This window comes from Paenibacillus sp. GYB003, from assembly GCF_036577625.1.
Classification (GTDB): Bacteria; Bacillota; Bacilli; order Paenibacillales; family NBRC-103111; genus Paenibacillus_AB.
The window spans coordinates 30531-56912 of the sequence record NZ_JARBDC010000007.1 but is presented as its reverse complement, the minus strand read 5'-3'; the positions used below and the strand labels follow the sequence as shown (position 1 = coordinate 56912).

Annotated in this window: 26 protein-coding genes; 21 read left to right on the top strand and 5 right to left on the bottom strand. The window is 43.5% G+C overall.

What is annotated here, in order from left to right; genetic code table 11:
- Positions 1-18 precede the first annotated feature (18 nt).
- The 15 genes from PV407_RS04895 to PV407_RS04825 all read left to right on the top strand — a co-directional run bounded on the left by PV407_RS04895 (position 19) and on the right by PV407_RS04825 (position 12675).
- The gene (locus PV407_RS04895; RefSeq protein WP_332088769.1) at positions 19-252 is read left to right on the top strand and encodes a hypothetical protein; all 234 of its coding nucleotides are present in this window, start codon (positions 19-21) and stop codon (positions 250-252) included.
- Positions 230-1264: a restriction endonuclease PLD domain-containing protein gene (locus tag PV407_RS04890; protein WP_332088768.1), complete on the top strand. Its 1035-nt coding sequence runs from the start codon at positions 230-232 to the stop codon at positions 1262-1264. Before PV407_RS04895 ends, PV407_RS04890 begins: the two co-directional genes overlap by 23 nt.
- Before the next feature lie 157 nt (positions 1265-1421).
- On the top strand, positions 1422-1922 hold the full coding sequence (locus PV407_RS04885) for a helix-turn-helix domain-containing protein (protein ID WP_332088767.1): 501 nt from the start codon (positions 1422-1424) through the stop codon (positions 1920-1922).
- Positions 1919-2416: a helix-turn-helix domain-containing protein gene (locus PV407_RS04880; protein ID WP_332088766.1), complete on the top strand. Its 498-nt coding sequence runs from the start codon at positions 1919-1921 to the stop codon at positions 2414-2416. Before PV407_RS04885 ends, PV407_RS04880 begins: the two co-directional genes overlap by 4 nt.
- Positions 2417-2476: 60 nt before the next feature.
- On the top strand, positions 2477-3385 hold the full coding sequence (locus tag PV407_RS04875; protein ID WP_332088765.1) for a hypothetical protein: 909 nt from the start codon (positions 2477-2479) through the stop codon (positions 3383-3385).
- Between the two features lie 862 nt (positions 3386-4247).
- Positions 4248-5156 (top strand): tyrosine-type recombinase/integrase, encoded by a 909-nt coding sequence (locus tag PV407_RS04870; protein WP_332088764.1) that lies wholly within the window; start codon positions 4248-4250, stop codon positions 5154-5156.
- Positions 5157-5198: 42 nt separating this feature from the next.
- Complete coding sequence (locus PV407_RS04865) at positions 5199-5876, top strand: hypothetical protein (protein ID WP_332088763.1); 678 nt, start codon at positions 5199-5201, stop codon at positions 5874-5876.
- Positions 5863-6531, top strand: a complete 669-nt coding sequence (locus tag PV407_RS04860) for an EAL domain-containing protein (protein ID WP_332088762.1) — start codon at positions 5863-5865, stop codon at positions 6529-6531. The genes PV407_RS04865 and PV407_RS04860 overlap by 14 nt, the downstream gene beginning before the upstream one ends.
- A 76-nt stretch (positions 6532-6607) precedes the next feature.
- Positions 6608-7246 (top strand): EAL domain-containing protein, encoded by a 639-nt coding sequence (locus PV407_RS04855; RefSeq protein WP_332088761.1) that lies wholly within the window; start codon positions 6608-6610, stop codon positions 7244-7246.
- Positions 7247-7375: 129 nt separating this feature from the next.
- Entirely contained in the window at positions 7376-7981 is a 606-nt protein-coding gene (locus PV407_RS04850; protein WP_332088760.1) for a hypothetical protein, read from the top strand.
- A gap of 33 nt (positions 7982-8014) precedes the next feature.
- Positions 8015-8482 (top strand): hypothetical protein, encoded by a 468-nt coding sequence (locus tag PV407_RS04845; protein ID WP_332088759.1) that lies wholly within the window; start codon positions 8015-8017, stop codon positions 8480-8482.
- A 94-nt stretch (positions 8483-8576) separates the two neighbouring features.
- Positions 8577-9137 carry a hypothetical protein gene (locus PV407_RS04840; protein ID WP_332088758.1) on the top strand — a complete coding sequence of 187 codons (561 nt, stop codon included), beginning with the start codon at positions 8577-8579 and terminating at the stop codon, positions 9135-9137.
- Complete coding sequence (locus PV407_RS04835; RefSeq protein ID WP_332088757.1) at positions 9130-9420, top strand: hypothetical protein; 291 nt, start codon at positions 9130-9132, stop codon at positions 9418-9420. Before PV407_RS04840 ends, PV407_RS04835 begins: the two co-directional genes overlap by 8 nt.
- 132 nt (positions 9421-9552) lie before the next feature.
- Positions 9553-10908, top strand: coding sequence for a hypothetical protein (locus PV407_RS04830; RefSeq protein ID WP_332088756.1), 1356 nt, complete (start codon positions 9553-9555; stop codon positions 10906-10908).
- A 27-nt stretch (positions 10909-10935) separates the two neighbouring features.
- Entirely contained in the window at positions 10936-12675 is a 1740-nt protein-coding gene (locus PV407_RS04825) for a hypothetical protein (protein ID WP_332088755.1), read from the top strand.
- A gap of 264 nt (positions 12676-12939) precedes the next feature.
- On the opposite strand, the gene PV407_RS04820 is transcribed toward PV407_RS04825, so the two are convergent.
- Both PV407_RS04820 and PV407_RS04815 read right to left on the bottom strand, forming a co-directional pair.
- A complete protein-coding gene (locus PV407_RS04820) occupies positions 12940-13635 on the bottom strand; it encodes a helix-turn-helix domain-containing protein (RefSeq protein ID WP_332088754.1) in 696 nt (231 codons plus the stop codon).
- A 182-nt stretch (positions 13636-13817) separates the two neighbouring features.
- Positions 13818-14084, bottom strand: a complete 267-nt coding sequence (locus tag PV407_RS04815; RefSeq protein ID WP_332088753.1) for a helix-turn-helix domain-containing protein — start codon at positions 14082-14084, stop codon at positions 13818-13820.
- A 241-nt stretch (positions 14085-14325) separates the two neighbouring features.
- On the opposite strand from PV407_RS04815, the gene PV407_RS04810 reads away from it, so the two are divergent.
- From PV407_RS04810 to PV407_RS04790, 5 genes are all read left to right on the top strand, one after another.
- Entirely contained in the window at positions 14326-16404 is a 2079-nt protein-coding gene (locus PV407_RS04810) for a WG repeat-containing protein (RefSeq protein WP_332088752.1), read from the top strand.
- A 35-nt stretch (positions 16405-16439) separates the two neighbouring features.
- Complete coding sequence (locus PV407_RS04805; RefSeq protein WP_332088751.1) at positions 16440-18593, top strand: WG repeat-containing protein; 2154 nt, start codon at positions 16440-16442, stop codon at positions 18591-18593.
- A gap of 175 nt (positions 18594-18768) precedes the next feature.
- Positions 18769-19875 carry a hypothetical protein gene (locus tag PV407_RS04800; protein WP_332088750.1) on the top strand — a complete coding sequence of 369 codons (1107 nt, stop codon included), beginning with the start codon at positions 18769-18771 and terminating at the stop codon, positions 19873-19875.
- Positions 19876-19905: 30 nt separating this feature from the next.
- The gene (locus PV407_RS04795) at positions 19906-20673 is read left to right on the top strand and encodes a hypothetical protein (protein WP_332088749.1); all 768 of its coding nucleotides are present in this window, start codon (positions 19906-19908) and stop codon (positions 20671-20673) included.
- A gap of 32 nt (positions 20674-20705) precedes the next feature.
- Positions 20706-21365, top strand: coding sequence for a DNA-3-methyladenine glycosylase family protein (locus PV407_RS04790; RefSeq protein ID WP_332088748.1), 660 nt, complete (start codon positions 20706-20708; stop codon positions 21363-21365).
- 44 nt (positions 21366-21409) lie between these two features.
- Here the strand turns inward: PV407_RS04790 and PV407_RS04785 are convergent, their stop codons facing one another.
- On the bottom strand, positions 21410-22507 hold the full coding sequence (locus PV407_RS04785) for a restriction endonuclease, SacI family (protein WP_332088747.1): 1098 nt from the start codon (positions 22505-22507) through the stop codon (positions 21410-21412).
- Between the two features lie 116 nt (positions 22508-22623).
- Here PV407_RS04785 and PV407_RS04780 point away from each other — a divergent pair, with 116 nt between their 5' ends.
- Complete coding sequence (locus tag PV407_RS04780; protein ID WP_332088746.1) at positions 22624-23763, top strand: DNA cytosine methyltransferase; 1140 nt, start codon at positions 22624-22626, stop codon at positions 23761-23763.
- A 130-nt stretch (positions 23764-23893) separates the two neighbouring features.
- Here PV407_RS04780 and rlmD read toward each other — a convergent pair whose 3' ends face one another.
- Both rlmD and PV407_RS04770 read right to left on the bottom strand, forming a co-directional pair.
- The gene (rlmD, locus tag PV407_RS04775) at positions 23894-25450 is read right to left on the bottom strand and encodes a 23S rRNA (uracil(1939)-C(5))-methyltransferase RlmD (RefSeq protein WP_332088744.1); all 1557 of its coding nucleotides are present in this window, start codon (positions 25448-25450) and stop codon (positions 23894-23896) included.
- A 20-nt stretch (positions 25451-25470) separates the two neighbouring features.
- Positions 25471-26379 (bottom strand): diacylglycerol kinase, encoded by a 909-nt coding sequence (locus PV407_RS04770; RefSeq protein ID WP_332088742.1) that lies wholly within the window; start codon positions 26377-26379, stop codon positions 25471-25473.
- Positions 26380-26382 lie beyond the last annotated feature (3 nt).

Genomic DNA, 26382 nt, shown 5'->3' with positions numbered 1-26382 from the left:
GTATGGAAGGTGTGCTGAATGTTCATTGGTTTAGTTGCACATGGAGATCCGTTCTGGATAGCTTGGTCGCTACTTCTTGATGTTGCGCTTCTTTCGCTAATGTATGGATCAGGGGTTCTGTTTATCGTTGTTGGCGATCAGTATTATGGTGCAACGGATTCGAAGATATTTGCCAATGTAACCAGCAGATACTTACTGAGTCCGGTTGATGTAAAGGGAGAGTTTCAAAATGAGAATCCTAAACAATATTGACTCCAGTCATTTTAACGAAATAAAGAGTTTAGTTCAGAACGCAGACGAACTGTACATCATTAGCCCTTTCCTAATGGAGTCATTCGACGTTTTCTTCGATGAGATTGTCGCCCCTTCTGGAATCAAGCGCATCGTATTAGTCACAACCCTTAAGGACAATGATCCCGACTTATTCAAAAAGGCGAACTCCCTTTACTCATTCTCAGTAAATTGTCTAACCCGCGCAATCGCGTATAGAGTACACGTCGATAACAAGCTTCACGGTAAAATCTATATTGCCAGTAAAGACGGCAGCCCGATCAGGGGTATCATTACATCGGCGAACTTCACGGATCGGGGGTTAAGCCACAATCACGAGTGGGGCGTTCAGATAGATGAATCGGCAGCGTTAAAGCAAATCATTGCCGATATCAGTAAAGTCAGCAGTCACGCCCTGACGAATGAGGAACTCCACAATATAATAGTGAAGATTGACAGCTACACAAAGAACTCGGGAGAACCGACACCACCCAAGATCAATCTAGAGATAAATAGCTTTATCAAGCACAAGGTTGTCGAAACTAAATCAGATGTTCGCTATTTCATAAAGCCGGTCGGCTTCTCAGATGAACCATTCGAGCCTTCCAGGGTATTATCAAGCGATATTGAAGCCATGCACTTTTCGAAGAGACGTCCGAATTCTGTACGGGTCGGAGATATTCTACTTTGCTATGGTGTCGGTTCGACAAAGCTGCTGGGGTATTTCGAGGTGATAAGCGAACCGTACATTTGGAATGATGATTACAGGTGGCCTTGGGAGGTAAAAGCCAGGAATCTATGTCCGAAGTATAGTCAAGCTTGGTACAAATTTGACAACACGATCTCGAGTACTCAGGCTTCTTTTGATTCCAAGTTGCCCATTACTTATGTCGGAGGAAGAACCCTCGGTGCTTTACAATTTGGAGCGGACAAAATCCGACTGTCGTATGAGTTTGCTCAACATGTAATTAGCATAATTGAGGGCAGTGTGTAATGAATTTAGCAGTACAAGACTCGTCCATTGAGTTTTGTACTGCTTTACTTTTTGAAATTTGATTTTTTCATCGCGCTTATAGCTTTCTTTATTTGAAGGAGTAAAGACAGAGTTAGCGAAAAAATATAAATCCGAAAGGTTTTAGGAGGGAAACGAATTGACAAAAAGAAAGGTCACGCTCAATGTCAAGGAAGTATCGGAAATATTGGGCATTTCTAACGGAAAGATTTATGAGATGGCCAGAATGAATCAAATTCCGCATATAAAGGTTGGCAGTAGAATTATCTTCCACGAAGATGTATTACGTGAATGGATGGGCGCCGCGAGTGTTACCCCGAGAGGGCCATTATTCACTCCCCTTCCATCTGAAAAGAACGACTCTGACGATGCATTAGCAGGGACAAGATACGAACTTCACTTAACTGGTGAGACCATTCGCTTTATTCAGACGGTACTTGAGATCCAAGAGGCTGATATCAAAAAGCATTTGGATGAAGTATTCGATGAGAGTGCAACAAAGAGCGTTTTTTATAAAGATCGGCCCGAGGACTTAGAAAAACGCAGATTGTATGCTCAACGGCGCTACCATGCATTAATCCTCGCTCTTGATGAACTTGATCGGGAATTTAGTAAGGCTCAGCGGAGGGAATTGAAATGATTGGCTATGTAATTTGGGGAGAGGAAGAGGCGAAAAAATGGTATAACGGTCACATGAATTCAAAAGAGGCTTCAGAATATCTCGGTATTTCAAGATACATGCTACGCAAGTTAGTTAACGAGAACAAAATTCCATATACCAAGCACTATCAAAATATTTCGTTTCATCAAACGATTATTGACGCTTGGATGCGCGGCGAATTTATCCCAGGACGAGTTGAACTAATTCTTGATGAAGAATCAATTGAATTCGATCACAGGGATGCTCTAAGAGAGCATTATGAAAGATACCCTGAACAACTTGAAAAGATTAAGGAGCAAGAAGAATTATCGATACCATCCGTTGCTACTGACTATAAATTCGAAGTAAGGCAGGATGGGGTTTTAGTTTCTTTTGGTTCCGTAAATAGTAAGATGGCTTTTCAAGTATTCCTAAGTAATAGTGTAGTCGATGAGCTTATTGAGTCTGTTCAAAGATTAAGATCAAGGTATTAAAACACAAAGCTTTATGCTCTAATCAATATACTGTGCCCAATCGAAAGGGGTTTCTAAGATATGTATTCGATCAACTTATATGACTCTTCCCTGCATGTCAATCACTTGAGTAACCATACGTACTTAAAGCTTGAGTTCGACCTAAGAATTGCCGATGGTATTCAGATATGTGATCTTGCATTAACAGATCAACACCATAGGCTTCAAAACGTTTTGGGAATTCAAGTACAGGCCAAATCGAATTCGGTATTCTTGAAAAAGGCGATTGGCGAGATTCAGTCAAATCTTCTAGTGTTCAATCAAGGCACTGGCCATAGGGTTTGGGATTGGGTATTCGACTCCAACGATATCTCTGCCCTTGAAGGGGTTCGATCTGGCGATGTTTACTTCACGATTGAAGTTAAGGCACTTGTTGAAGTAAGGGAGAACGGAATTAAGATCATTCCAGTATCCGGCAGTCAGCAAATCAGGATTGCAGAGACCGACTGGCTTCAATTCATCCGTAGCTTCGGGTATTCCACAAAGCATGGTATGACCCTTCCCTCATCGCTACTTAATGATACATGTTGGTTACGAGCTTATGAATTGCTCGACGATGCACGGGAACATTTGCAAAGGGGCAAGACATATGATGCCTTGCGGCAATGTCTTTCGACTCTTGAGTCCTATACAGATTATGGTCGAGATCGGGGCGGGCCGTACAGTGAGAAAGTATGGGATGAACTATTAGGTGATATCACACCTCAGAAAAAGGAAGGAATCATCAAGCTTATTACTGGGGTTTCTACATATCTAAACAAGGTTGGTCATCATCGGAACTCTAAGATGAAGGATAATGGCAATCTCACTTCGGTTCCTCTTGATCAATATGAAGCGGAGTTGCTTATCAGCATTACTCAGCTTGTGGTTACTTATTTGGAGAGGCTTAAAGAGGATCATTCGTCTTCGATTGGTGAATCGGCACATTAAGAACATCGCATAAGGAAATTGACAGCGAGGAACTTTTTCCTGAGCTCGGTGTCTCCGAATTTTTGTAACTCTTAAAAATCGACTCTACGTGGCTCACAAATCGATTTATTGGTATTCGCGGCTTCGGCTCTGGGGCTTGATCGCTTACAAGCCGTTACACAGCGAAATCGTGGTGTCCGCTCTCATTGGTACTCTTTTCCCTGTCCGGTCGCATAGATCATCTCCCGGTCAGGTGTCCATGAACTTCCCCATCTTATGGGGTTAAAAGTACAGTTTTCCTCTCGATAGATCCCCCGTTCTATTTCGGTGCGTTTGTATTTACATAGAAGGAACTGAACCGGCCCATTCCTTATAGCTATGGTTAGCAACCGAGGATTCCATTTAATTGTAAGAAAAATGACAGTACAGACTCGTCCTTCGAGTTCTGTACTGTCTTTCTTTTTGTAAATCGTAAAAATAGCTTTCCCGGAAGCCGCATGTACGGTTTCTTTTCGGCAGTGTATTACGAAGCCAATGTACGTATGTCATGGATGCGGTATCGCTCACCAGATGTGAACTCCCTTCCTCCTACACGGGTTCACGTTATCCAACGATCCGCATCCGTACTAACAGTCTCATCACAGTCAACCGAAGTCGGCTCAAAAGAACAGGTTTCCTTCTTTCCGTGGTCAGGGGGTTTTATTCTGGTCGACATGAGGTTCACTATGCACGGAATCCCCTCCCTTCTAACTCGTCGCACAATAGTCATTATATGACGAGTTTGGCCATCGGGCTGATGGTTATGGTTCAAATTTTTTTGCAACTGCTCGTACAATGCACGTTTACAACTCGTCGTATAACGATTGACAAGGGGGTATTATTTTTGAAAATCGATGTGGTCGCCGCTCTATGCTTAAAGAGAATGGAAGCCGATGGAAAATCTGCAAATACGCTTAAAGGTTATCAGATGTGCTACAGGCGGTTCCTGAATTGGTTGGCGGCTTCATGGGGTGAGGTTACGGAGATCGAGGATGTGACACAGACTGTTGTCCGGGACTTCAAGGCGTTTCTTCAATCAAGAATTGATGTACGGACGCAGCGACAATTTGCTCCAGCGACGATAAACCAAAATTTGATTGCCTTAAAGACTTTATTGGTATTCGCAGGAACCCTCGGGGTACAGTTCCGCTCCGATCCGATCAGCGCGATCAAGCTGATCCCGGTTGCCAATCAAAATCAAACCAGATGGCTAAGTCAAGATCAAGTCTCAAAAATACTCCATGAAATCGAGTTGCTAAAGCGTACCAGCGACAAACGAAAGGCACTCTACAAAGCGGTCGTTTCCGTATTAGTTAACTGCGGCTTACGTGTCGATGAAGCCGCCAATCTAACGTTAACTGATGTGATCCTGCCATCCGGCCTGATTGTCGTCAGAAGCGGCAAAGGCGGAAAGTATCGGCATGTTCCGTTCAAGCAAAAGACGAAGAACACCCTCGAACGTTGGCTATTTTTTCATGAAAGGAAAACGCCGTATCTTTTTTACTCACAGCGGAGTGACCGTATGACAACTCGGGCAATTCAGCACATGATCGAAAAGTTATCGGAGCTAACGAAGATCGATTTTACGGTACATCAGCTCCGTCATACGTATGCGAAAGGGGTTGCCCGAGAAAGCGGCCAGATCGAAACGGTCGCATCCCTACTTGGCCACGCCAATATTCAAACGACTAGGCGTTACATTGAACCTTCAATGCAGGAGATGGGTGCGGTCATAGAACGAGTGGAATTCTAATGAATTTGGTTACTCAAATCAAATGAAACGGAGTGGTATTCAATGAACGTTATCGGCGGAAAGTTTATTCCTGTGGTGGACGAGCAATTCAATATTATTGCTTATGAGGCTGGTATTGAGCTAATGGAGTTGGAAAAGGAAAAGGCCGATTTCAGTCTCGACGGCATCGACCTGAGCAAGCTTTTCGCTCACCCGGACTATTTCATTCAAAAACTTGCTCTTGAGAACTACCGGGGATCGGTTCCGTTAATTCTTAAAGCCGACTGTGTTGATCCACTTCCGGATTCATTTCCAAGACCTGAAGGGGTTCAAATCGTTCTTCTGTTGAAAGAATGGATGGATAAAAAATATCTTGATCGTGTCTTCGAACTTTACGCTGGCGAGGAGATTTCTTATGCTTTGTCGGAAAGTTCGAATGGGGTCATATCATGGCCATTTTCAATTAGCACTCACCCGGAGTTTATTAAGATAACGCCTGATCGTCGTTTTCCCCGCAATGATATGCTTTTAGAATTTGCGAAGGATACATGGGGGTTGAACAACTTTTTAGAGTATTTTTTTAAGCCGCTCAAAGATATGGGCATCCGTATCATCGCATGCGATATCCTTTCCGAAGAGGACTTTGAACTTATGAAGCCGGTTGCCGATGCGTTCATGGGGGTTTGGGTTTCGGAGCAGTTGGCATCTCGAAATATCGAGGTTCCCAATGGAGCCGAATAAACCTTTCTCCACTTTGCAGTTGTATCCAGTGTACCAACCAATTGTTGACCGCCAGCTATCGATTGTTGGCTACGAGTCCTTTATCCGGGGTACAGATGCGAATCGGGTATTAGCTGATTTCCTCTCTCCGTCCTTACAGCGGCTGGATCGGATCGTGGCGATGGACACGTTATGCAAGCAGTTAGCGCTGGAAAAGTACACGGGTGCGGCACCACTTTTTCTTAATTCACACCCATACTCTAGCAATCCGTTCCTGCAGCCGCTCTCGCTCCCGAAGCGGCATGGGTTGGTCATAGAACTCAACGAGCATGCGCTGGTGAATGAAGAACAACTGTTGTTGAAAAATGTCGAATGGTTGTCGGCCAGTGGAGTTAGCTTTGCCATAGACGATTTCGGTTGTGGTTTTCTTTCCTTCCCATTTATCATGCGGCTGAATCCCGGATTCATAAAGCTCGCCAAGGAAGTTATCCAATCCTGTTCAGATATGCGTTCCAGAGAAGTAGTAAAAAGGATTGTACAGCCGTTCCGCGACATGGGCATTCAGATCATAGCCGAAGGTATCGAGTCGGAAGCACAATACGAGAGTTTGCAATCCGTTGTTGATGCTTTCCAGGGGTATTGGATATCTAAACCTAAAATTCTGCTCGGAGCATAAAGAAGCGCGGCGCTTATCGTGGTCAGTCAATGCGCCGCGCATTACAAGTTGTTGTTTCTAAGTGAGGGTTCCGACAATGCATATTATTGAAAAACATAAACGGAGCGAGTTTGGTGTTCAGGTGGGGGTTGCGCCGGTTGTTAATCGAGATTTTCAGCTTGTTGCTTATGAAGTTATTATGCAGTTTGACACAACCAATCAGGAGCAGATATCAGAACATGCTTTAGATCGGTATATTGCCAGTAAGACTCACAAGGAATCGGTTCCGCTTATTCTAAACAGTCAGTCGACAGCAACCTCTCATTGCCTTAACCTGTTGGCGGATTCGAAGAGTGAAATCATTCTCCAAGTTGAATTTTCTCAATTGCAATCTTATGCAAGGATTCAGCATCAGTCAGAACGGTCATCAGGAAATGGGGTTCAAATTGTCCTTTCGGGTTTTATACAATGCTATTTTTCATTGCCAATCTTGATCGATCTTCGACCGAAGTTTATTAAGTTGGCTTGGGAAGTAATCCAGTCCTGCGCGGACGACGACACAATGCATGGGATAGCCAAGCTGTTGAAGCCGCTTAAAGAATCTGGAACCTTGGTTATCGTTGACGGTATCGAGGATCGAAATCGATTTGAGCGAGTAGAACCCTTTGCTGACGCATTTCAGGGGTGTTGGATCACGCAGAACAGGCAGCGACTAGAACTTCATAGCAAGCTATAAGATTGGATTCGATCTCTTTTTTCAGAGTCGAATCCTTTTCGTTTTTGACGTACATTTGATCGTGTTGAGCCTTTCGGCCTAGTGGAGTATTATTAAAGGATAATGTTACCAAGTCCATCAGGAGGTTCTATGAACTTTTCATATGATAGAGAAGCCGAACTTAAGGAGAAATTCAATCAGTTTATCACCAGCAAAGTTACAGGGGTAAATGAGGACTATTACTCGCGGCTGTCAGCGGAAGATTTTGAAGAAATAAAGACGACTTTGAAGGACATACACAACATTATTACATTTAAGACGACAGTCCGTTTTATCGAATGGGCAAGCGAGCGTTTCCCATATGTGAAGGAAAATTTTCAAGTTTACTTGGATCAGGTATTAGGTACGAAACCAAGTGACAATGGGTATGATCTTGTCGTTACTGGCGAAGTTAACATCATTGCTGAAATCAAATGTAATAAGCCAATCAACAACGGTTATAAGTTCGGTTCGGCACAGAGAAATGGCATTGTTAAGGACATTCGGGGGTTACTTGACGGTAAGTCCAAGGCTAAATCGGTTAATTCCAGTACGGCTTACAAGTTTCTCGTTATCTATGATTTTGGTGATTATACGTTAAAAGCCGCACAGCACCTGATAAAAAATATCGAGGCTGACCTGAAAGGCAAAGTTGAGATTTACGATGACAGTACCAAGCTGAACTTGGATAAAGTGTATATCGTATTTACAAAGTAATGAGGTGCAATGTTTGAGATGAAGTTAGACCTTATGAAAATTTTCGACGGTTACGTCAGAAACTACCATACTTTCAATCTCTCCGTTCATCATGGAAAGCATTCATTCACCATGACGGAGATTGAGTATTTTTCAAGACTCGGTTCGATGTTGGGGTATCTTCCCTACACGGAGGACACAGCCGGCGGTACCTGTAGAGCAATGGATTTATCTTGGTGGGGCGAATACGATGGTGAGTATTGGCACGACCTGATATTACATCTGGAACGGGAGAACTATACCAAGAAGGATGAGGAGACACTGGACAAGTTGTTTTGTTATCGCGAAGTACGTCCCCTCAACGCCATCGGGATTATGAATGTTCCGAGCCAGGAAAGAATTGCTGAATTGATCCGTATAGCAAAAACAACTTGCAAGGTTGAGAATGCCCTTCTCGTTTTTAGAACATATTCATCAGGAAAGAAACAACCTTATTTTGACGAAGTCATGCCTATTTATTGAATAAGAGAAAATTGATCGGCAGCAAAATAGCTTTCGTCTCCGATATTGGCGGTACTTTATTTATGCACTACGATAATCAAGGAACAGATAAATAATGGACTATTTATCGCAGTATGACCAAGAAACGTATATATTCGAGACAGTACGCCGCCGTTTTGCTGATCAGGGGTTCCTAAACGCGTATGACTTCTTCTGTATAATTATTTGGAAGGCCAACCGTGCAAAGACTAAAATCGCACAAAGGTTACTGAAGATTAATAAATTTGACACCCTTGATGATGCAGTTAAGGCTCTTTCAAAAGGTATTATCACAGCGTCCGAACACAAAGAGCGGTTGCATTATTTGCTAAATGACTGGGGTTTCCAACTTCCTATGGCGACAGCTATTTTGACTGCCTTATATCCAGATTACTTTACGGTCTATGATGTAAGAGTTTGTGATGAACTTCAAGATTTTCACAACCTGAAAAATATGGTTAACTTCGAGAACATATGGACTGGATTCCTTGCCTATAAGCAACAGGTTGAGTTAGCCGCTTCAGAAGGTCTTTCACTTCGCGATAAGGATCGCTATCTTTGGGGTCGATCATTCTCGCGGCAGCTTGAAAATGACATAAGAAAAAGATTTAGTAAGGGAGATAAAGATAATGAGTGATAGTTTGAAGCACTATTTGCCAGAAGAGGTTCCAGACCATTTATTCACACAGAGTCGCTTAAGCCGGATGGGACTTGCTCCGACAGCAGAGCATGTCGCCTATGTCATCTATCCAGAGCAACGGCAGCAGTTCAAACTTTTCGATATCAGTGCGACTAGAAAACGTAAACAGCAAAAAGGGTTCTCTCTCGTCCAAAAGGATGCAACGGTCGAGCAGATACTCGCTGAACGTAAGCGCGAATTGGAAGTTAGGAAGATTCAGTTAGAGGGGAATCCTAAATAACTTGTTTCGGTGTAAAGAATTTTGGCAGTTTGTTTGTCGACATTGGTGACTATCTGCTAGTAACCAAATCATTTGTTTATTTTCTTAGTTTAATGCTCAGCAGTCAAACTGCATGTCGGGAGGGGGTATTCAATGGCGAGTATCAATGAACTTATTGACGCGATCACTCTGGTTCTGACAGAGGAAAAAGCATATGACCTGCCAACCGTTTGCATCAGATATGGTTTAGATAGCGGAGACGAGTCCGAGGCTTTTAAGAGTAGGCGTGTCTATGTCCAAAAAAGGCTTAAAGGAAAAGACCAATTATTCTTACTGGACTTGGCTAAGCGGGTTATTAACGACTATGGTTCAGTAGCCAATTCATTGGCTAAACTAGTTCATCGTGTCAGTCCAACAGGACTATTTACAATCAGCGAGATAACTAGACGAAATATCATGGATGAACTATATGCTAGAAATAACATTTCAGGCAAGTACGATTTGATTGAGCTCTTGAACAGGATATGGGATTTGGACACCATGCCTTCCTTGGATTCCCGGTTCAAAACAGCATCAGGCGATATATGGCAACATATGATCAATAACTCTGACTGGGACGATGTTTACTTATTCGAGAAGTACTTGGAGTTATTGACCGCAACTGATGAAGTATTTATAAAATTTTTGGAACAAGTAGTACATCCATTAGTGCGACAACAGGCCGAGCAGGATGAGTATATTGAGTTTATCAATAAACATTTAGTACATGATGGCTATAAACTAACGTTGGCTGACAATATTTCGGGATTCCCGGTTTATAAAATAGATAAAGTTCTCGATGGGGTAAAAGGTAATGTGAAGAACCTGATATTCGCCGCAGTGGGCCAGAAGCCGGAAATAGTGATCAGTGACTCTATCAATAACGATATAAAAATCGTTAAGCATGAGGAAAATTGCTTAATCTATGACCGACCTATTCCGAATACTGGCTTGTACTGGACAGACTTAGTTACATGGTGGGCAGATAGGAATGGTACTACGGAGCCTGATAGGGATACTGAAAAATCACTCTATTGGCGCCTATATAAGTCCTTGGCCTCCCCGCCGGAACAGTTATTATTCAGAAGTTACTTCAAGTACTTTAAGGGATTGTTTGAAAAGAATTTTCCTGCTCTGGTACCGCAGGTTTACTTACACTATGACCCATACACGATAAAACAACGATCAGGAAAGGCGTTCTTACCTAGACAGCGAATGGACTTCCTTTTGGTATTTTCAAATAAGCAGCGGATAGTCCTTGAAATAGACGGAAAGCAGCATTACTCTGATGGTGATATTTCTAGCCCTCAAAAGTATGCTGAAATGGTGCATGCGGACAGAGAGTTAAAACTGAATGGCTATGAAGTATATCGTTTCGGTGGGTATGAACTGCTGGATGAAGAAGTAGGAGCAAGAATCGTTAAGGAATTCTTCGAAGGACTGTTCAAAAGGCACGGAGTCAGATCATGATAAAAAATAATGATAGTTGGTGGGACAATGCTACAAATAATCTCTGGAAAATTTTACGGAGATAGGCATATTCATGAGAATAAAGGTCGTGGAATCCTCTATTCCAACTTTAGTTGGTTCAACTCAATAGAAACTGACATCGCCTCTTTAGAGCCTGCTGATCTTCATGGAGATGTCAAAGGATACGTTATTAGTTATGTAAATAAACTTGAAAGTGATGAAGGAAATGGGTTTTCTTTAGTCAGAACTGGTGACTCTGAGATTGTGCAGCAATTCAGGTTACTGTGTTCTTTTGGTTTGAATGCATACTTCGATCATGACAAAGTAACAGTACAAATGAATTGTAGAGAAAAATCTGTGGGTATAGGTGACGATACCGTTCCGGCACAGTTTGTTCCTAAATTTTTCAAAAGAGAAATTAATGGTACCGCTGTAGAAGTAGACAATTTAATCTCATTTGTAAAGCACGTAATTGGTTTGAAACGAGAAGACTATAATAACGTCATCGCGTGTTTAACAAATTATTTAGATGCGCTTGAGGCTGTAAATTATAACATTGATTTGGCTTATTCAATGATCATCTATTCGCTAGAGGCATTGAGTAAAAAGTATAACGATTATACCCCTTCTTGGCTAGATTACGACCAACGTTTGAAGAAAGAGTTAGAGGCTCATTTCGAGACAATAGATGGTGAGAAGGCTCAAGGGATAAAGGATATATTGGTTAAATCCGCACATTTGAAATTGCAGCAAAATTTTATTGACTTCGTATGCAGAAATCTCTCTGATTCCTTTTTTGAAGAAGAGTCATTCGGTGTGACAGCTGCGCTTAAGAAGTCAGAATTAAAAAGAGCCCTTCGAAATGCGTATATTCTGAGATCTGGCTACGTTCATGAGCTAAGAACAATTTTGAAGCAGTTAAAGATACATACGATAGCCGCTGGAGATGTCTACAATTGGCAAGGTGAGCCTTACTTAACGTTTTCGGGTTTAATTAGAGTTTTTAGACATGTAGTGAAGAATTTTATCTGGTCTAGAGAAACTGTTACTACCGAGAATATAAATTGGAGAAGTGAATTGCCTGGTGTAGTTAGCGTGGAACTTGCACCTCAATATTGGGTGTGGAAACATGAGAGCTTCCTTACGTCTCACGCAACTGGTAAGTTTTCCGGCTTTTTATCACAGTTAGCTGGGGTTTTATCCCAAAATGAGCCATTAACAGATTTAAAGGAGTTGCTAGAGAAGTATATTGTACTTTTACCGAATGCAAAGAGGATGGAAAAAGTATCAATGTACTGTATGTTTTTCCTATATACAATATCGGTCAGGGAAGAGCATAGACCGGTGAATCATCAGAAATTTATTAGTGATAATACCAGACTTACAGAAATGCCCTGTATAGAGAATATGGTGACTTATCTGTATATTGGACAGGATTGGCCGTGGGAAAAAGAAGTATGCCAAAGCACATATGATGAGTATAATACTTCTAGATTCTCGGCAAACTCATTAAAGCTGCCAAGTATTTTTGAGATCGGCATACTGTGCCGCTTAGCAAATCTGTGTGATCCAGTTGAAGATTCGAGTAATAGAACACGGTTGTTTAATCAAGCTCGACATGAGGCAGCAGGACTGGAACAGATCCAAAAATACATCGAGAAATGCCTCGAGAATGAGTGTGATGCTGATATATCTCATATCCTTAAAGGGTGCAGAGAAGAGTTAGATGAAAGTGGAAATACTTTTGGCTCCGCTGAGCCAACGTAACTTTAAAGTAATTTTCCCTAACTCCTACCCCACTCACTTTAAGCAGTTTGGAAAGCACCTTCAAATCAATGACCGTTTCGTTAGCTGACATTCGAAGGATAGAGCAAATCACGCACTTTCCTTCTGTTACAGTGAGTGTTCCATCGGTTCTTACATCTTGATCGTAATTTTTTCATAAAGGTAATCCGCAGCAGGGATTCCCCTCCCCGCTTTTTGTCCGGGAATCAGAGGTATAGAGAAGCCGCTTCGCTTCGCGTGGCGGCTTTACCCTTTCTCTCTAACGAGTTCATTGCCGGTTATGCCAAGAATCTCGTATGCTTCCTGAACCATAAAGCGATCTTTGCCGAATAGTTGATACGACTGGTTATATATTCCACTAATGGACGTGACGTGATTGAGGTTTTGAACCATAAATTGAGAATTACACAAGACGGCAACTTTTTTCGAGTAGATCAATAAATTCTTCTGGAACTCGATCGCTTTCTCTGTAACTTCCGGCGAGTACACAGCCGGTTCCCCATCTGCAGCAAGCATAAGTCTATGGTCTACCAGTAGGCTTATCTCCCCTCTGCCAAAGCCAGCACAAATCCCAATCAGTGTTCTATCCATGTATGCCACATCTTGTGGGGTCAGAAGACCTTTTACGGTGAAGGCAAGTACACGTGTTTCAGGGTCAAGATGGTACTTAAACCGATCCTGAATCGGCTCCGTAAAGTCTTTTTGTTGATATGTGGGGGTTGCCGAGAATCTCTCCCCAGCGAATAGATATTCAATCGACACTGTAAGCGCCGCGGCGATCTTTTCGATATTTACCAGACTGATATTCCGAGTGCCGCGCTCAACATCCGTAATATATGTTCGATCAAGTCCGGCTCGATGAGCCAGTGTTTCTTGCGACATTCCGCTACGCAACCGCAGTTCGCGTACCCGTATACCAAAATGATGGCGTATATCTAGCAAATCAGTGACCTCCCGACAACGACAAATCTATATCAAAAATATCGGCATAGTAGATCTGGAGGTTTAGGTCTTAATGTCACTTAAAGTCCGTGGAAAATTATTCTTCATTCCACTACTCTTAGTCTCGAAATGCAAAAAATCCGTCAGATATCTTTTGACGGATTTTTGAAGGGAGAGGTTGGTCATTCTTTCCCCTTTTCTGGGTTCTGCTTCTCATATTCGATTTCGACCATTCGTATTAGGTCGGAAGGTTTGATCTTAAGCCCTTCGCATATTTCAAAAATTTTGCTGACTGATGGTTCGTTTTTCCCGACTTCAATTAAAGAAATGTATGATCGGTCAACATCACAAGAAAAAGCCAGATCTTCTTGGCTTATTCCTTTCTTCATCCGGATGGCTTTTATGGTTTTTCCAATAATCTTCTTTATGATAATGGGCTGGTTACTCAAAGGGAACTTTCTCCTTTTATGCCCATTATCAGTCTGCTATAATTGCGACAACAGATAGAGTTTTCAACAAATAGGGAATTTATGTAAGTTTTTATTCTATCTCATGACGTATACTGTGTGCGAGGTGAAGAGACGATTTCAGACGAAAACATCTTATTGCATTATATCATTCACATCCAAATCAACGAGTAAAGCTAATTTCCGACCTTTGATGCACTAGACCTATGATGGAGGAATAGAAATGATTAAACGAGGAGTAATGAGTTCTCTGATCGCTTCGAGCATTCTAATGTTTGCTTCGGCAGTTCAGGCTCAGGGAAACGAAAGTATCACAGGAGAACCCCGTTTCGCTATTAAACCGATGTTTGAAGATATGAAGAATCGTGATGGCAGCTCGTTTTATGCTGCTACATTAGCCTTTAGTGATGGAGTAGCATTTGTTGATTTTCAGTACATTGATAAATCAGGGAAAGTGAAATTTAAATATCCGGGTTCCTCTGTCTCAGGTTACCCATCGTTTAAGGATGGTCTTTTGATTGTTGAATCTGTGCATGGTGTTTTGAATAACGAAGGAAATGTGGTTGTCAAACCTTTTTACTATGATGATGTCGCACGAATAGGAAAACCAGGGGCAGAGTATGTAAAAGAGGTATTAAAGGTAAAAAAGAAAGGAATGTACGGATTAATTAGCCGTACTGGCGAGGAGATTGTAAAACCGCAATATGAAAAAATTGAACCAGTCGAGGTATATGTTACTGAAGGCGCTTCTACTCACGCTGATAATATATACACAGTCGGTTTTGTAAAAGTCAAGTTGAATGGAAAGTATGGGTTGCTTGATCTTAGCGGCAAAAAAATTCTTGAACCACAAAATGACGATATCTACGTGTATCCTAATTCAGTCGGTAACAACAAAAGGTTCATGGTTAAAGTCAAGTTGAATGGTATATATGGCCTTTTCGATACTACAGGGAAGGAAATCGTAGCTCCGAGGTACAGCGAGATTGGTTTCTACTCCGACGGCTTGGCACCAGTACTCAAAGACGGAAAGTATGGCTATATTGACCAGAATGGTACGGAAGTAGTTAAGCCACAATACGATGTTGCAAGAGAATTCTCTGGCGGTTTTGCAGGAGTAAGTTTAGATGGAAAATGGGGGTACATTGATCAAGCCGGGAAAGAAGTCGTAAAACCTCAGTATGATGTTGATGATTTTATCAAAAACAATCCAAGCCCCAAGAATAACAACACAAAACCAAAAGAAAAAGACTTTACGAGTCTCATAGAAAAAGACGGTAAGTTCAGTCTGATTGATCAGAGCGGCAACGAAATAGCTCTAGATTATGATCACGTTGATTATATGGGAGTGCATTTGTATGTTACTCGTAGTAACAAGAAATACGGGTTAATCGACAAGAAGACGGGAAAAGAAGTAGCCGAACCAATTTACGATAAAATTAATGTAGTCACGGATGAATTGCTTTCTGTTATCAAAGATGGGAAACAAGGGTTTGTAGACTCAACGGGAAAAGAAGTTGTCCGCCCCCAATACGACATATTTGATGAACCGGTATTTCAAGCTGTTTCTACTGGAAGAGAAGGTTTGATACTGGTCGCAAAAAACGGCAAGTTAGGCCTTATAGATTTTTCTGGTAATGAAGTGATCAAGCCACAATTCGAATATATTAACAAATTCAGTGAAGGGGTCGCAGCCGTAGAAAAAGACGGTTTATGGGGGTTTATATATGATCCTTTGGACACCCCTTCAGACTGGGCAAAACAGGAAATTGAAGTTGCTTATTCCCTGAATCTAGTTCCTGAACAGTTCAATTATGATTTTACCAGTAACATTAACCGTATAGACTTTAGCAGATTAATCGTTAATCTTCTAGAAGTTAAGAAACAGAAAAGCATTTCCGAAGTGCTTTCGGATCAGAACAGAGTGTTGGCCACAAATGCTTTTAAAGACACCAACGATCCCACTATTCTTGCTGCCTACTCTCTCGGAATTGTTGGCGGTAAAGGAAATGGCATTTTCGATCCCAATGGTGAAATTACCCGACAAGAAGCCGCTGTGATGCTGGCCAGAACAGCCAAAATACTAGGCATCGGTGATGATGGCAACAACGGAACTTATTCTGACGACGATGAAATTGCAATTTGGGCTAAAGATTCGGTGTCGCTAGTCTCCTCTATTAAGGATAAAACGAACCAAAATCCGGTGATGGGCAGTACGGGGAACAATAACTTCAGTCCGAAGGCCAGTTATACGAAGCAGCAGGCGTTTATTACGATGAAAAGGCTGTTTAATGCCATATAAAGACTTTGATCGCTTAGTTCTAGGAGGTATTTTTGATGCGTAGTTTCCATTTCCCGAAAGTTGGATTAACATTGATAGTTATTTTGCTGTGTACAGTGCTGTCAAGTCCCATCACGATGGCACAGGAAAACAATCAAACACCGGCAAGTACCGCCCCTTTTGTTTGGTTGCTGAAACCTCAAATATCATACACATATGTTCGGGATTTATCAGAAGGGCTAGCCGTTGCAAATATTGGTGGAGTGCTATTGAATACAGGGGAAATTAAGGGCGGAAAGTTCGGCTATGTAAGTAAACTCGGGCGCGAAATAGTCCCCTTAAAATTTACTTATGCAAAGGCTTTTGCTGAAGGTCTTGGTGCCGTTCGCAATGAGGATAATAAGTGGGGGTTCGTGGACAAGAACGGTAATCTGATCATTCCCTGCATATATGACGATGTAGAATCGTTTTCAAATGGACTTGCTTGGGTAAAGAAAAACGGGAATTGGGGGTATATCGACAAAAAGGGCAACAATGTTCTTCCATTTAAGTATGTTGAAAAGAAAGATATCACAAGCAAAATTGTTCGGGTAACAGTTAGTACGGATTATAGCCAAGGAGTTTACGATAAAGTACGCAGATCGTTCATCCTAAATGAAGATACATATGACGATATTCAATATGGTGACGGATTATTTGAAGTTCGGATAAACGGGAAAAACAATTTTGTAAATATGAACGGCCAAGTAGTTATCCCATACTCAGCTCTGAAAGACCGACTGATTGATGCCCCTTTTCATGACGGACTGGCGCAACTCCGGGAAGAAAGCAATCAAGACGACTACTGGAGATTAGGATTCATTGATAAAACCGGCAAGACTGTGATCCCTCCCAAATATCGGAGGGTCGGCACCTATTTCTCCGAAGGAATTATTGCGGTATCTGAGAATTGGGATCGAACAACTCAGTCAGGGACTTTCACTTTAATTGATAAAACAGGCAAAGACGTCTTAGGAAAAGACTTGGGTGTTTTTTCAGACGTTTCTCCGTTTATCAACGGCCGCGCTGTAGTTACAAAGTATGATGCGCAAACCAAGCGCTACCTCAGCGGATTAATAGATAAATCTGGGAAGCTAATTATTCCTGTGCAGTATGACTCAATTGACTATGTCAAATCCTCTTATGACTTTAGTGACGGCACGGTAAAGTATGAACCGTATCAGAACGGTATGATCTTTATCAAGAAGCTGGCTGACTCGAAGTATAAAAGTTATAATGTTGGAGTCACGGATGCTAACGGTAATGTGCTTATCAAACCAGACAAGTATGTGAGTCTTTCTGAATACTCCGATAATAAAGTGTGGCATCCCGTTACGATTGAAAAATTCGAGTTAATCGATATCCACACAGGTCAAGCTGAAGTCTTTTATTTTCCCAAGTATATTTCGGAAGAATACGCCTTCGTTGCCAAAAAGCCAGAATACTCCCCTACGGGCGAGCCAGAGCATAGATTTTTCTTTATAGATTCACAAGGCAATCGGGTATTTCCAACCGCCAATGATGAGTATTTCACAGAAGCATTTGCTTCTCCAGAAGGAGTAACTGTTAAGCAGAACGGTATGTGGGGTATTCTGTCCAATCCTACGGACATCCCATCCGATTGGGCGAAGCCAGAAGTTGAAAAGGCGTTTTCGCTTAACCTTATTCCCGACGAGATGAAGTTTGGCTATATCAGCAACATTTCCCGAGCCGACTTCAGCAAGTTGGTTGTCCATCTCTTGGAGGTCAAAACTGGCAAAACTGTTGATTCTTTATTAGCCGAGAAAAACAAAAAGATTGATTCATCAGCTTTCAGTGACACAAGTGATCCTGACATTCTGACTGCTTACTCTCTCGGTATCGTAGGTGGAAAAGGAAACGGGGTATTCGATCCGGAAGGGGACATCACTCGCCAAGAAGCCGCTGTTATGTTGATGAGAACCGCCAACATATTAGGCATCAGTCCTGAAAACAGTTCACCGAGTTTTGCTGATAACAATGATATAGCGAACTGGGCGATGGAGTCTGTCTCGGCGGTAACCTCTATCAAGGATAAAACAAATCGGAGTGCGGTTATGGGCAGCACCGGAAGTAATAGGTTTAGTCCGATTGCTGGCTACACACGCCAGCAAGCTTTTATTACTGTGAAAAGATTGTTTAATGCTTTATAGCAAAAAATCCACACATTATAGAAATGGGCCGAGGAATGAAATTGTCATCGTTCCTCGGCCCAGTTTATATTTCTTGGCACTCCTCTTGATTATGAAAGTTTAGTGGGAATATAAAGGTTCTGGATATAAAATGTCGAAATAAGATTAGATCATATTTAGAAGGGATCTAGTCTGGATGAGAAAACGAAATAAAAAAGAGGAAAGGTTTATTCGAGTCACTGAATTACTTGGAGATATAGTTGTCAAAGCTCAAAATAAACATTTCAAGAATGACCCCGCTTTTTCAAATGATCTTGATCTGCTATTTTCAACCTCATATTGGGGATTCAGAGAGATAACACTCGTTGTTGTTGTGGCACGACTTCTTGATAGTAATTTTAAGGCATCAGAAGCATTTTATGAGTGTCACCCTCGGCCACTGTTTGAACATCCAATTCGACATGTATTACTAGAACTGAATATTCCACGCAGAAAATCTGGCCCTTTGAATGTTGCTAAGGCTACCGTTGGTATAAATGACGAATGGGCAGGCCAAAGAAGGCCTGCTCACGTTGCAGCAGCCGTAGTTCGTCTCGTTCAGTGGATAGAAACTGTTTCAAGAGATGATCTGGAGAATTTTGCTGTTTGTCTCATGACCAAATTTATCGATGAGGCGAAGAAAACGGAAGCTTTGAATGTCGAACTTGAGCCTCAATCGGACCCGGAGTTCTTATTTATGCTTTGTAGCAGGCTCATTCAAGAAACGCCAGATGCAGGAAACACCCCACAACGTATATTCGGGCTATTGCTACACTCATATCATGAAACATTAGGGACTGGAATTATAGTTACTGGTTTTGAAGACAGGGCATCCACAACAAGTACTACTAGCAAAAAACCAGGTGATGTGAATGAAGAAACCTTGGAGGGCGGGATTCTAAAAGTATACGAAGTTACAGTGAAGCCATTCAATCAGCAACGCATTAGTGAATCATACGAGGCACTAAAGGTTTACAATGAGACTCACTCAACTCATATTAATGAGGTAATCGTTGTCTGCAGAAAAAGCGATGTCCCCGAAGGTATAATAACTACCGATTTAAACGGGGTTCTTGGAAAATTTGTTTTTCAAGATACCATTTACTATTTTGTCGATATTTTTGAATGGATACTTCTTCAATTGTTAAAAATGCCAACGAACAGTAAACTGTTTTTTTATGACGAGCTTCATGAATACGTAAGGAACTCGAGTACTTCTCTAAAAGTAAAAAATCTCTGGAGAAGCATTCATACTGTAAGTTAAAATTATCTATCTACAGAAAGGCTCTTCAATATGAACTTAGCGGAAATTGTAACCAGAATGGAGATAACACTACACCATATTGGTTACGACTTAAAACAAACTGTCGATGATCTGGGGCAGATTGAGCGGTTTGAAAAAAGATCCCGCGGCGACACATTTGATATTAATGAGCACGTTAAGGGTATGATTCTTGCTCTATTAAGTAACCAAAGACCTTGGAAGCCTATCATGCAGAATATGACAAAGATAACCGAAATATTTTTGAATTTTCAGGTTGAAAAACTCAAGCAAGCAGACAAAAGGCTCTTGGCTGAGCAACTTAAAGGTATCAAATGTGGCAACCGAGCGATTGATAAGCAGTTGGCTAGTTTGGACTTCAATCTTTCAGTATTCGAGCAAATCGAGTTGGATTATGGCAGTCTTGACAAGTATGTTATCAGTGATTCACCAATTGACATTGCTTGGGAACTAGCGAAAGGGAAAAAGTATAAGCTTAAACAAATTGGTTTTGCCTTGGCACTGGAGTACTTAAGAAATGTTGGTATTCAGGCTATAAAACCGGACTTGCATTTACGACGCATTATTAGTAAAAACCGTTTGAACCTATATCCCGGTTATCCATCAGAAATAGACACATATAGAATATTAAGTACTATTTCAAAAGAAGCAAATGTTAGTCTTACTTATATTGATAATCTGATGTGGGTTTTCTGCGCTACAGATTATGCTAATGTATGTGGCAGTAACCCCAAATGCCACATCTGTCAACTCCAAGACAACTGCAACATGGCGACTTAATTTCAATCAGATTGTAGAAAGGTAAAAATGAAATGCAAAACAATATATGTTTAAGCGCTGAAAGTGTTAGACTACTTTGTGAATCTGATCCAATACTTAAAGATTTAATTCATCTGATAGGAGACGTAGAACATAAATCAGATGTGGACTATTTCGAGTCATTAGCAATGTCTATTATTGGCCAGCAGTTATCATCAAAAGCTGCGGCCACTATTCGCAATCGTGTTCAATGTTTATGTAGTGATAAAGTTACAGCTTCTAGCATTATATCCCTATCGCACGATCAACTAAGAGCCGCGGGAGTATCGCATGCAAAAATAATGTATCTTAAAGACTTAGCGGAGAAGGTATTAACAGAGCAGCTTGATTTTAGTAGCATTCGTGACTGGGATAACGAAGAAGTCATTAAAAGATTGACTGAAGTAAAAGGAATAGGAAAATGGACAGCCGAAATGTTTTTGATATTTGCTTTAGGTCGAACGAACGTTATGTCTTATGCGGACGCAGGGCTTCAACGAGCTGCTAAATGGCTGTATAATCTTCCAGAGCATCCTAAGTCAAATTACCTTCAACAAGTTGATCATGCATGGTCACCGTTTCAGAGTGTTGTATCACTATATCTATGGGAAGCTATTGACCGTGGATATGTTGACTCCGGAAAGTCGCTTTCTGATATTCTCGACACCAACTGAAATAGAAGCCCCGGTTTAGCAAAGACTAATCCGAGGCTGCAAAATCACTCAATGAATCCATGTTTTTGGGCGAGTTTTTGTAAATACTTAACAGTATCATCTTTCATTCTTGCTTCTCGTGCTATTGACATTAAAGTAACGAAAAATTGATCAGTACTAGTTGGAAGAATCTGTGCAAGGAACAATTTTATATATTCCTTATGAGATATGAAGGTTAAGTAAACTCCTCTTTTTGCTGCACTTTTTATGAGTTCGTCTTCAGTCGAACCCTGTAGTGTTGCTCTTGGACCTGTAACAAACATTAACCTATCGAATCCAGACTCAACTACTTTTCGTACTGCGTGATTTACGTCATCTTGTGTAAATATTTTATCTTTTGCTTCAACGGCATATAACAATTGTCCGTTCAAATAAACATCGATATCACTTACTTCTTTGGAAGAAGCTCCTGACTGATTTACGACATGTATCTCTACTTTTGTCTTACCCGCCAATGCAGCACAGTAAAGCTTCATAAGAACGCCAATAGCCAGTACCAAGCTTTCCCCACTGCAGGCCTGCTCAAGGAGATCTTCAAGGAAGTAATCCATCTCATAGAGAGAAGGAACTTTTGCAACTTGTACCGAGTTCTCCTTCTTTTTCTTAAGAAAATTTATCAGACAACATCGGATAGAATCAGAAAGGGCATCGAAGGCTTCCTGCTGCGAGCTAATTTTCGGTAAAAATGTGCAAAGTAAATTTAACAACATCTGATCATTACCCCGACGCACCGGGTTAGTAGGACTCAATTCAGGAGCACGGGCTGGCTTGTTGAGAAAAGGTTCGTTTGAACTTCCCAGACCCCCGTCAAAATATTTACGTTCAAATGGTACTAATAAGCCATGACAAAGACTCCTCGCATCATATGCACCTTGTAATTGAGAACCGGCTTGCAAGCATAGTGCATTAACTTGTGGATTAGTTGCCTTTGCTAAGAGAGCTGTCACTAATATGTATCGAAACGTCAGATGAGTACCGAAGAGAACAGTCTGTATTTCATTTGAAAATTTGGACTGCCAATTGTATTCTTTAGTCCCTGCTTTTTGCGTTGCTTGCACTAATATTTCGTATGCTTGGCTTTTATCCACTCTTACTTCGCTCATATGTCTTTACCCCCGAATCTTGTGTAAAAAGAATTCTTCAAATCAGAACATATGTTTGCTATACTGACTAAAACCGCGACTTATAGTAAAATAAAAAAATGATTGGAGTTGATAACTTGCGTAAATATACTGGACTATCTTTGTTCTCAGGTGCTGGCGGTATGGATGTTGGATTCAAGAATGCAGGAGTAAATATTGTTTGGTCAAACGAGCTGGATAAAGACGCCTGCAATACTTATGAGGCCAATCATCCTGAATCTTTTTTGTATAGAGGTGATGTGCGTGACACCTTTAACGAGCTAGAAAATCTCAAAGGAATAGATATTGTTTTCGGTGGCCCACCTTGTCAAGGATTCTCAGTGGCAGGAAAGATGGACCCTAATGATGAGAGAAGCACCCTCATATGGACTTATCTTGATGTTATAAAAATTGTGAAACCAAAAGCATTTGTTCTTGAAAACGTCAGTGCGCTGGCCAAACTTGAAAAATGGAAATCGGTTAGAACAAGAATGTTTCAAATTGCAGATGAGTTAGGCTATAGTTGCTATCCTTTCTTACTTAATTCTGCGGACTATGGAGTCCCCCAAAAAAGAGAACGTGTCTTTTTTATTGGATTGTTAAATAAATATCTGGATCAAGAGCTATTGTTAAGAAGATTACAGTTGCAGAAAATACAGCCTAGAACCATAAGGGAGACTATATCTCACCTTGGTCCGGCGGGTTCTCCAAGTAACCCACATACTTGTGAAGCACGAATTACCCTTGCAGCAAATCCAGTTATGAGAAAGTCTCCGTATGCAGGTATGATATTTAATGGAATGGGACGACCTCTGGACATCGACGGTATTTCAAACACCCTCCCAGCTTCAATGGGAGGAAATAAAACTCCTATAGTTGATGAGGCTTTACTCTACAGGACAGCTAATGATAATTGGGTGGTTAATTATCACCAAAGTTTACTAGCTGGTAAAGTTCCAGAGTTTGCTCAAGCACCATCAAGATTAAGGAGACTTACCATAAAAGAAGCAGCTCTAATCCAAACATTCCCTGAAGATTATGTGTTTAAGGGAAGTAAATCTGCAATTTATCGCCAGATCGGAAACGCCGTTCCTTGTCTCCTAGCTCAAGCAGTAGCTTCAGCGGTAATTGATGAATTAGATAACAAATCTATAAATCAGATAGAGTATGGTCAGCTTTCGCTGGATTCTTTTATTCGAGAAACTAGTCTTCGCGAGAAAGAAGTAATTTCCATATAGTATATCATACCCATTCTCGCTTGCATAACTCGGTAAGCTTTGAATAGTTCGAATTAGCCAAAATAAACAGCCCTACCTTTTCAAAAAGGATAGGCTGTTTATTTTGTTTGCATCCGGTTTAGGCGCCCCATTATTTGTCAATACGATGTGTTGACACTACGCACTCCACATGCGCCGTATGCGGAAACATATCCACCGGCTGCACCTCGACGGTGTGAAAGCCGCCGTCCTCCAGCACGCGCAAGTCGCGGGCGAGCGTGGACGGGTTGCACGAGACGTAGACGACGCGCTGCGGACGCATCGCGACGATCGTCTCGAGCAGGGCGGCGTCGCACCCTTTGCGCGGCGGGTCGACGACGATGACGTCGGCGCGGATGCCCTGCTCCCGCCACGAGGGGAGGACGTCCTCGGCTTTGCCGACCGCGAATTCCGCGTTCGCGATGCCGTTCAGCTCGGCGTTGCGGCGGGCGTCCTCGATCGCCTCCGGGACGATCTCCACGCCGTAGACGCGCTTCGCCCGCTGCGCGAGGAACAGCGAAATCGTGCCGACGCCGCAATACGCGTCGATCACCGTTTCGCCGCCGGTCAGCCCGGCGTATTCGAGCGCTTTGCCGTAAAGCGCCTCCGTTTGCACCGGGTTGACCTGGTAAAACGAATGCGCGGATATCGCGAACCGCACGTCGCCGATCGCGTCGTAAATCCGGTCCCGGCCCCACAGCACCGACGTACGCGGTCCCATCACCGTACCGGGAGGCCCGTCGTTCACGTTGTGGCATACGCTGGCCACGCCCGGGACCGATTCCGCGATGCGCCGCGCCAGCCGGTCGGCGTTCGGCAGCCGCTCCGTATCCGTGACGAGCACGACCATCGTTTCGCCGGTGCGAAAGCCGGTCTTGACGATGACGTGGCGCAGGCCGCTTTGCCGTTTCTCCGCGTCGTACGCGGGAATGCCGGCTTCGGCGGCGAGACGCTTCACGACGCGAACGATGTCGTCGGCGATTTCGCCGCGAATGAGGCAGCGTTCGCTGTCGACGATGCGGTGGCTGCCCGTCGCGTAAAAGCCGCCGACCAAGCCGCCCTCCCGCTCCCCGATCGGCACCTGCACCTTGTTGCGGTACCGCCAAGGCTCGGCCATGCCGATGGTCGGATGCACCACGACGCCTCCGCTGTCCTCAGCGCCGCCGGCGCCGCTCCCGACGCGCTCCCGTCCCGCCGCATCCGCGGCCTCGCCCTCCTGCCGCAGCTCGGCAACCCGCAGCTTGCCGATCCGCTGCAAATTGTCGGCGACCAGCCGCCGCTTCCACCGCAGCTGCGCCTCGTAGCCGAGATGCTGCAGCTGGCAGCCGCCGCACTCGGCAAATACGGGGCACGGCGGCCCGACGCGGTCCGGGCTCGGCTCCAGCACCTCCAGCAGCTCGGCGTGACCGTACTGCTTCTTGAGGCCGGTGACCCGCGCCTTCACCCGTTCGCCCGGCAAGGCGCCATGAATAAAAAGGGTAAAGCCGTTCACCCGGCCTACCCCTTCGCCTTCATGCCCGATGCCGATCACATCGGCGACGACTTCCTCCCGCAGCGCCACCGGAGCGGCGGCCGCGGCGGCCGCCCTGCCGCCTCGCGTTTCGCCCGGACGTCCGTCCGGCTTTCTGTTCCGTTTCGTTCGGCCGGTAGGGCCGGTTCGGTTTGCCACGTTGGATAACACTCCGCCTTTTATTTGTAAGTAGACGTTCCGGATTCGTCGACAAAAATTTGCAAATGATCCGGCAGCACCGATATCGTGCACGGCAGTGTGCCGCCGAACTCGCCGTCGAGATTAAGCTGCACGTAATCCGGCGATGTCACCTGGATATGCTGCGTCTTGAAATGAATGACGTGCGGATCGTTCAGATGCTCGCCGCGCAGCGCCGAGGAGACGATGCGGATAAACTCCGGCAAATTGCATTTCCGCAAAATGAACACGTCGAGCAGCCCGTCGCTCAGGCTGGCGTCCGGCGCCAGCTTCTCGAAGCCGCCGACGGAGTTGCTGTTGCAGATGAGAAACATCATCACTTCCTCGTGGACGACTTTCTCCTTGGCGCGGAACACCAGCTCGGTCGGCCTCAGCCGCGGCAGCTTCTCCAGCCCTTTCATATAGTACGCCAGCTGGCCGAGCACCGTTTTCAGCTTGCTGGGCACCTCGTACGTGAGCTCCGTCAGCGAGCCGCCGCCGGCGATGTTGATGAAATAACGCTGATTCACTTTGCCGACGTCGATCACCCGCGTATGCCGCTGCAAAATCAGATCGACCGCGTATTCCCAATGCTTCGGAATGCCGAGCGCCCGGGCAAAATCGTTCGTCGTCCCGAGCGGCAAAATGCCGAGCGGGGGACGATTCTTTTTCTCGGCCATCCCGTTGATCACTTCGTACAGCGTACCGTCGCCGCCCGCGGCGATAATGACGTCGAAGCCGCGCTCCACCGCATCGGCGGCGGCCAGGACGGCGTCCCCTTCCCCGATCGTGGCGTGGGTCGACGTTTCGAGCCCGCCCTGCTCCAGCCGCTGCAAAATTTCCGGCAATCTGCGCTTCATTTCTTCCCGACCCGACGTCGGATTGTAGATCAATCTTGCGCGTTTCGCCATCGA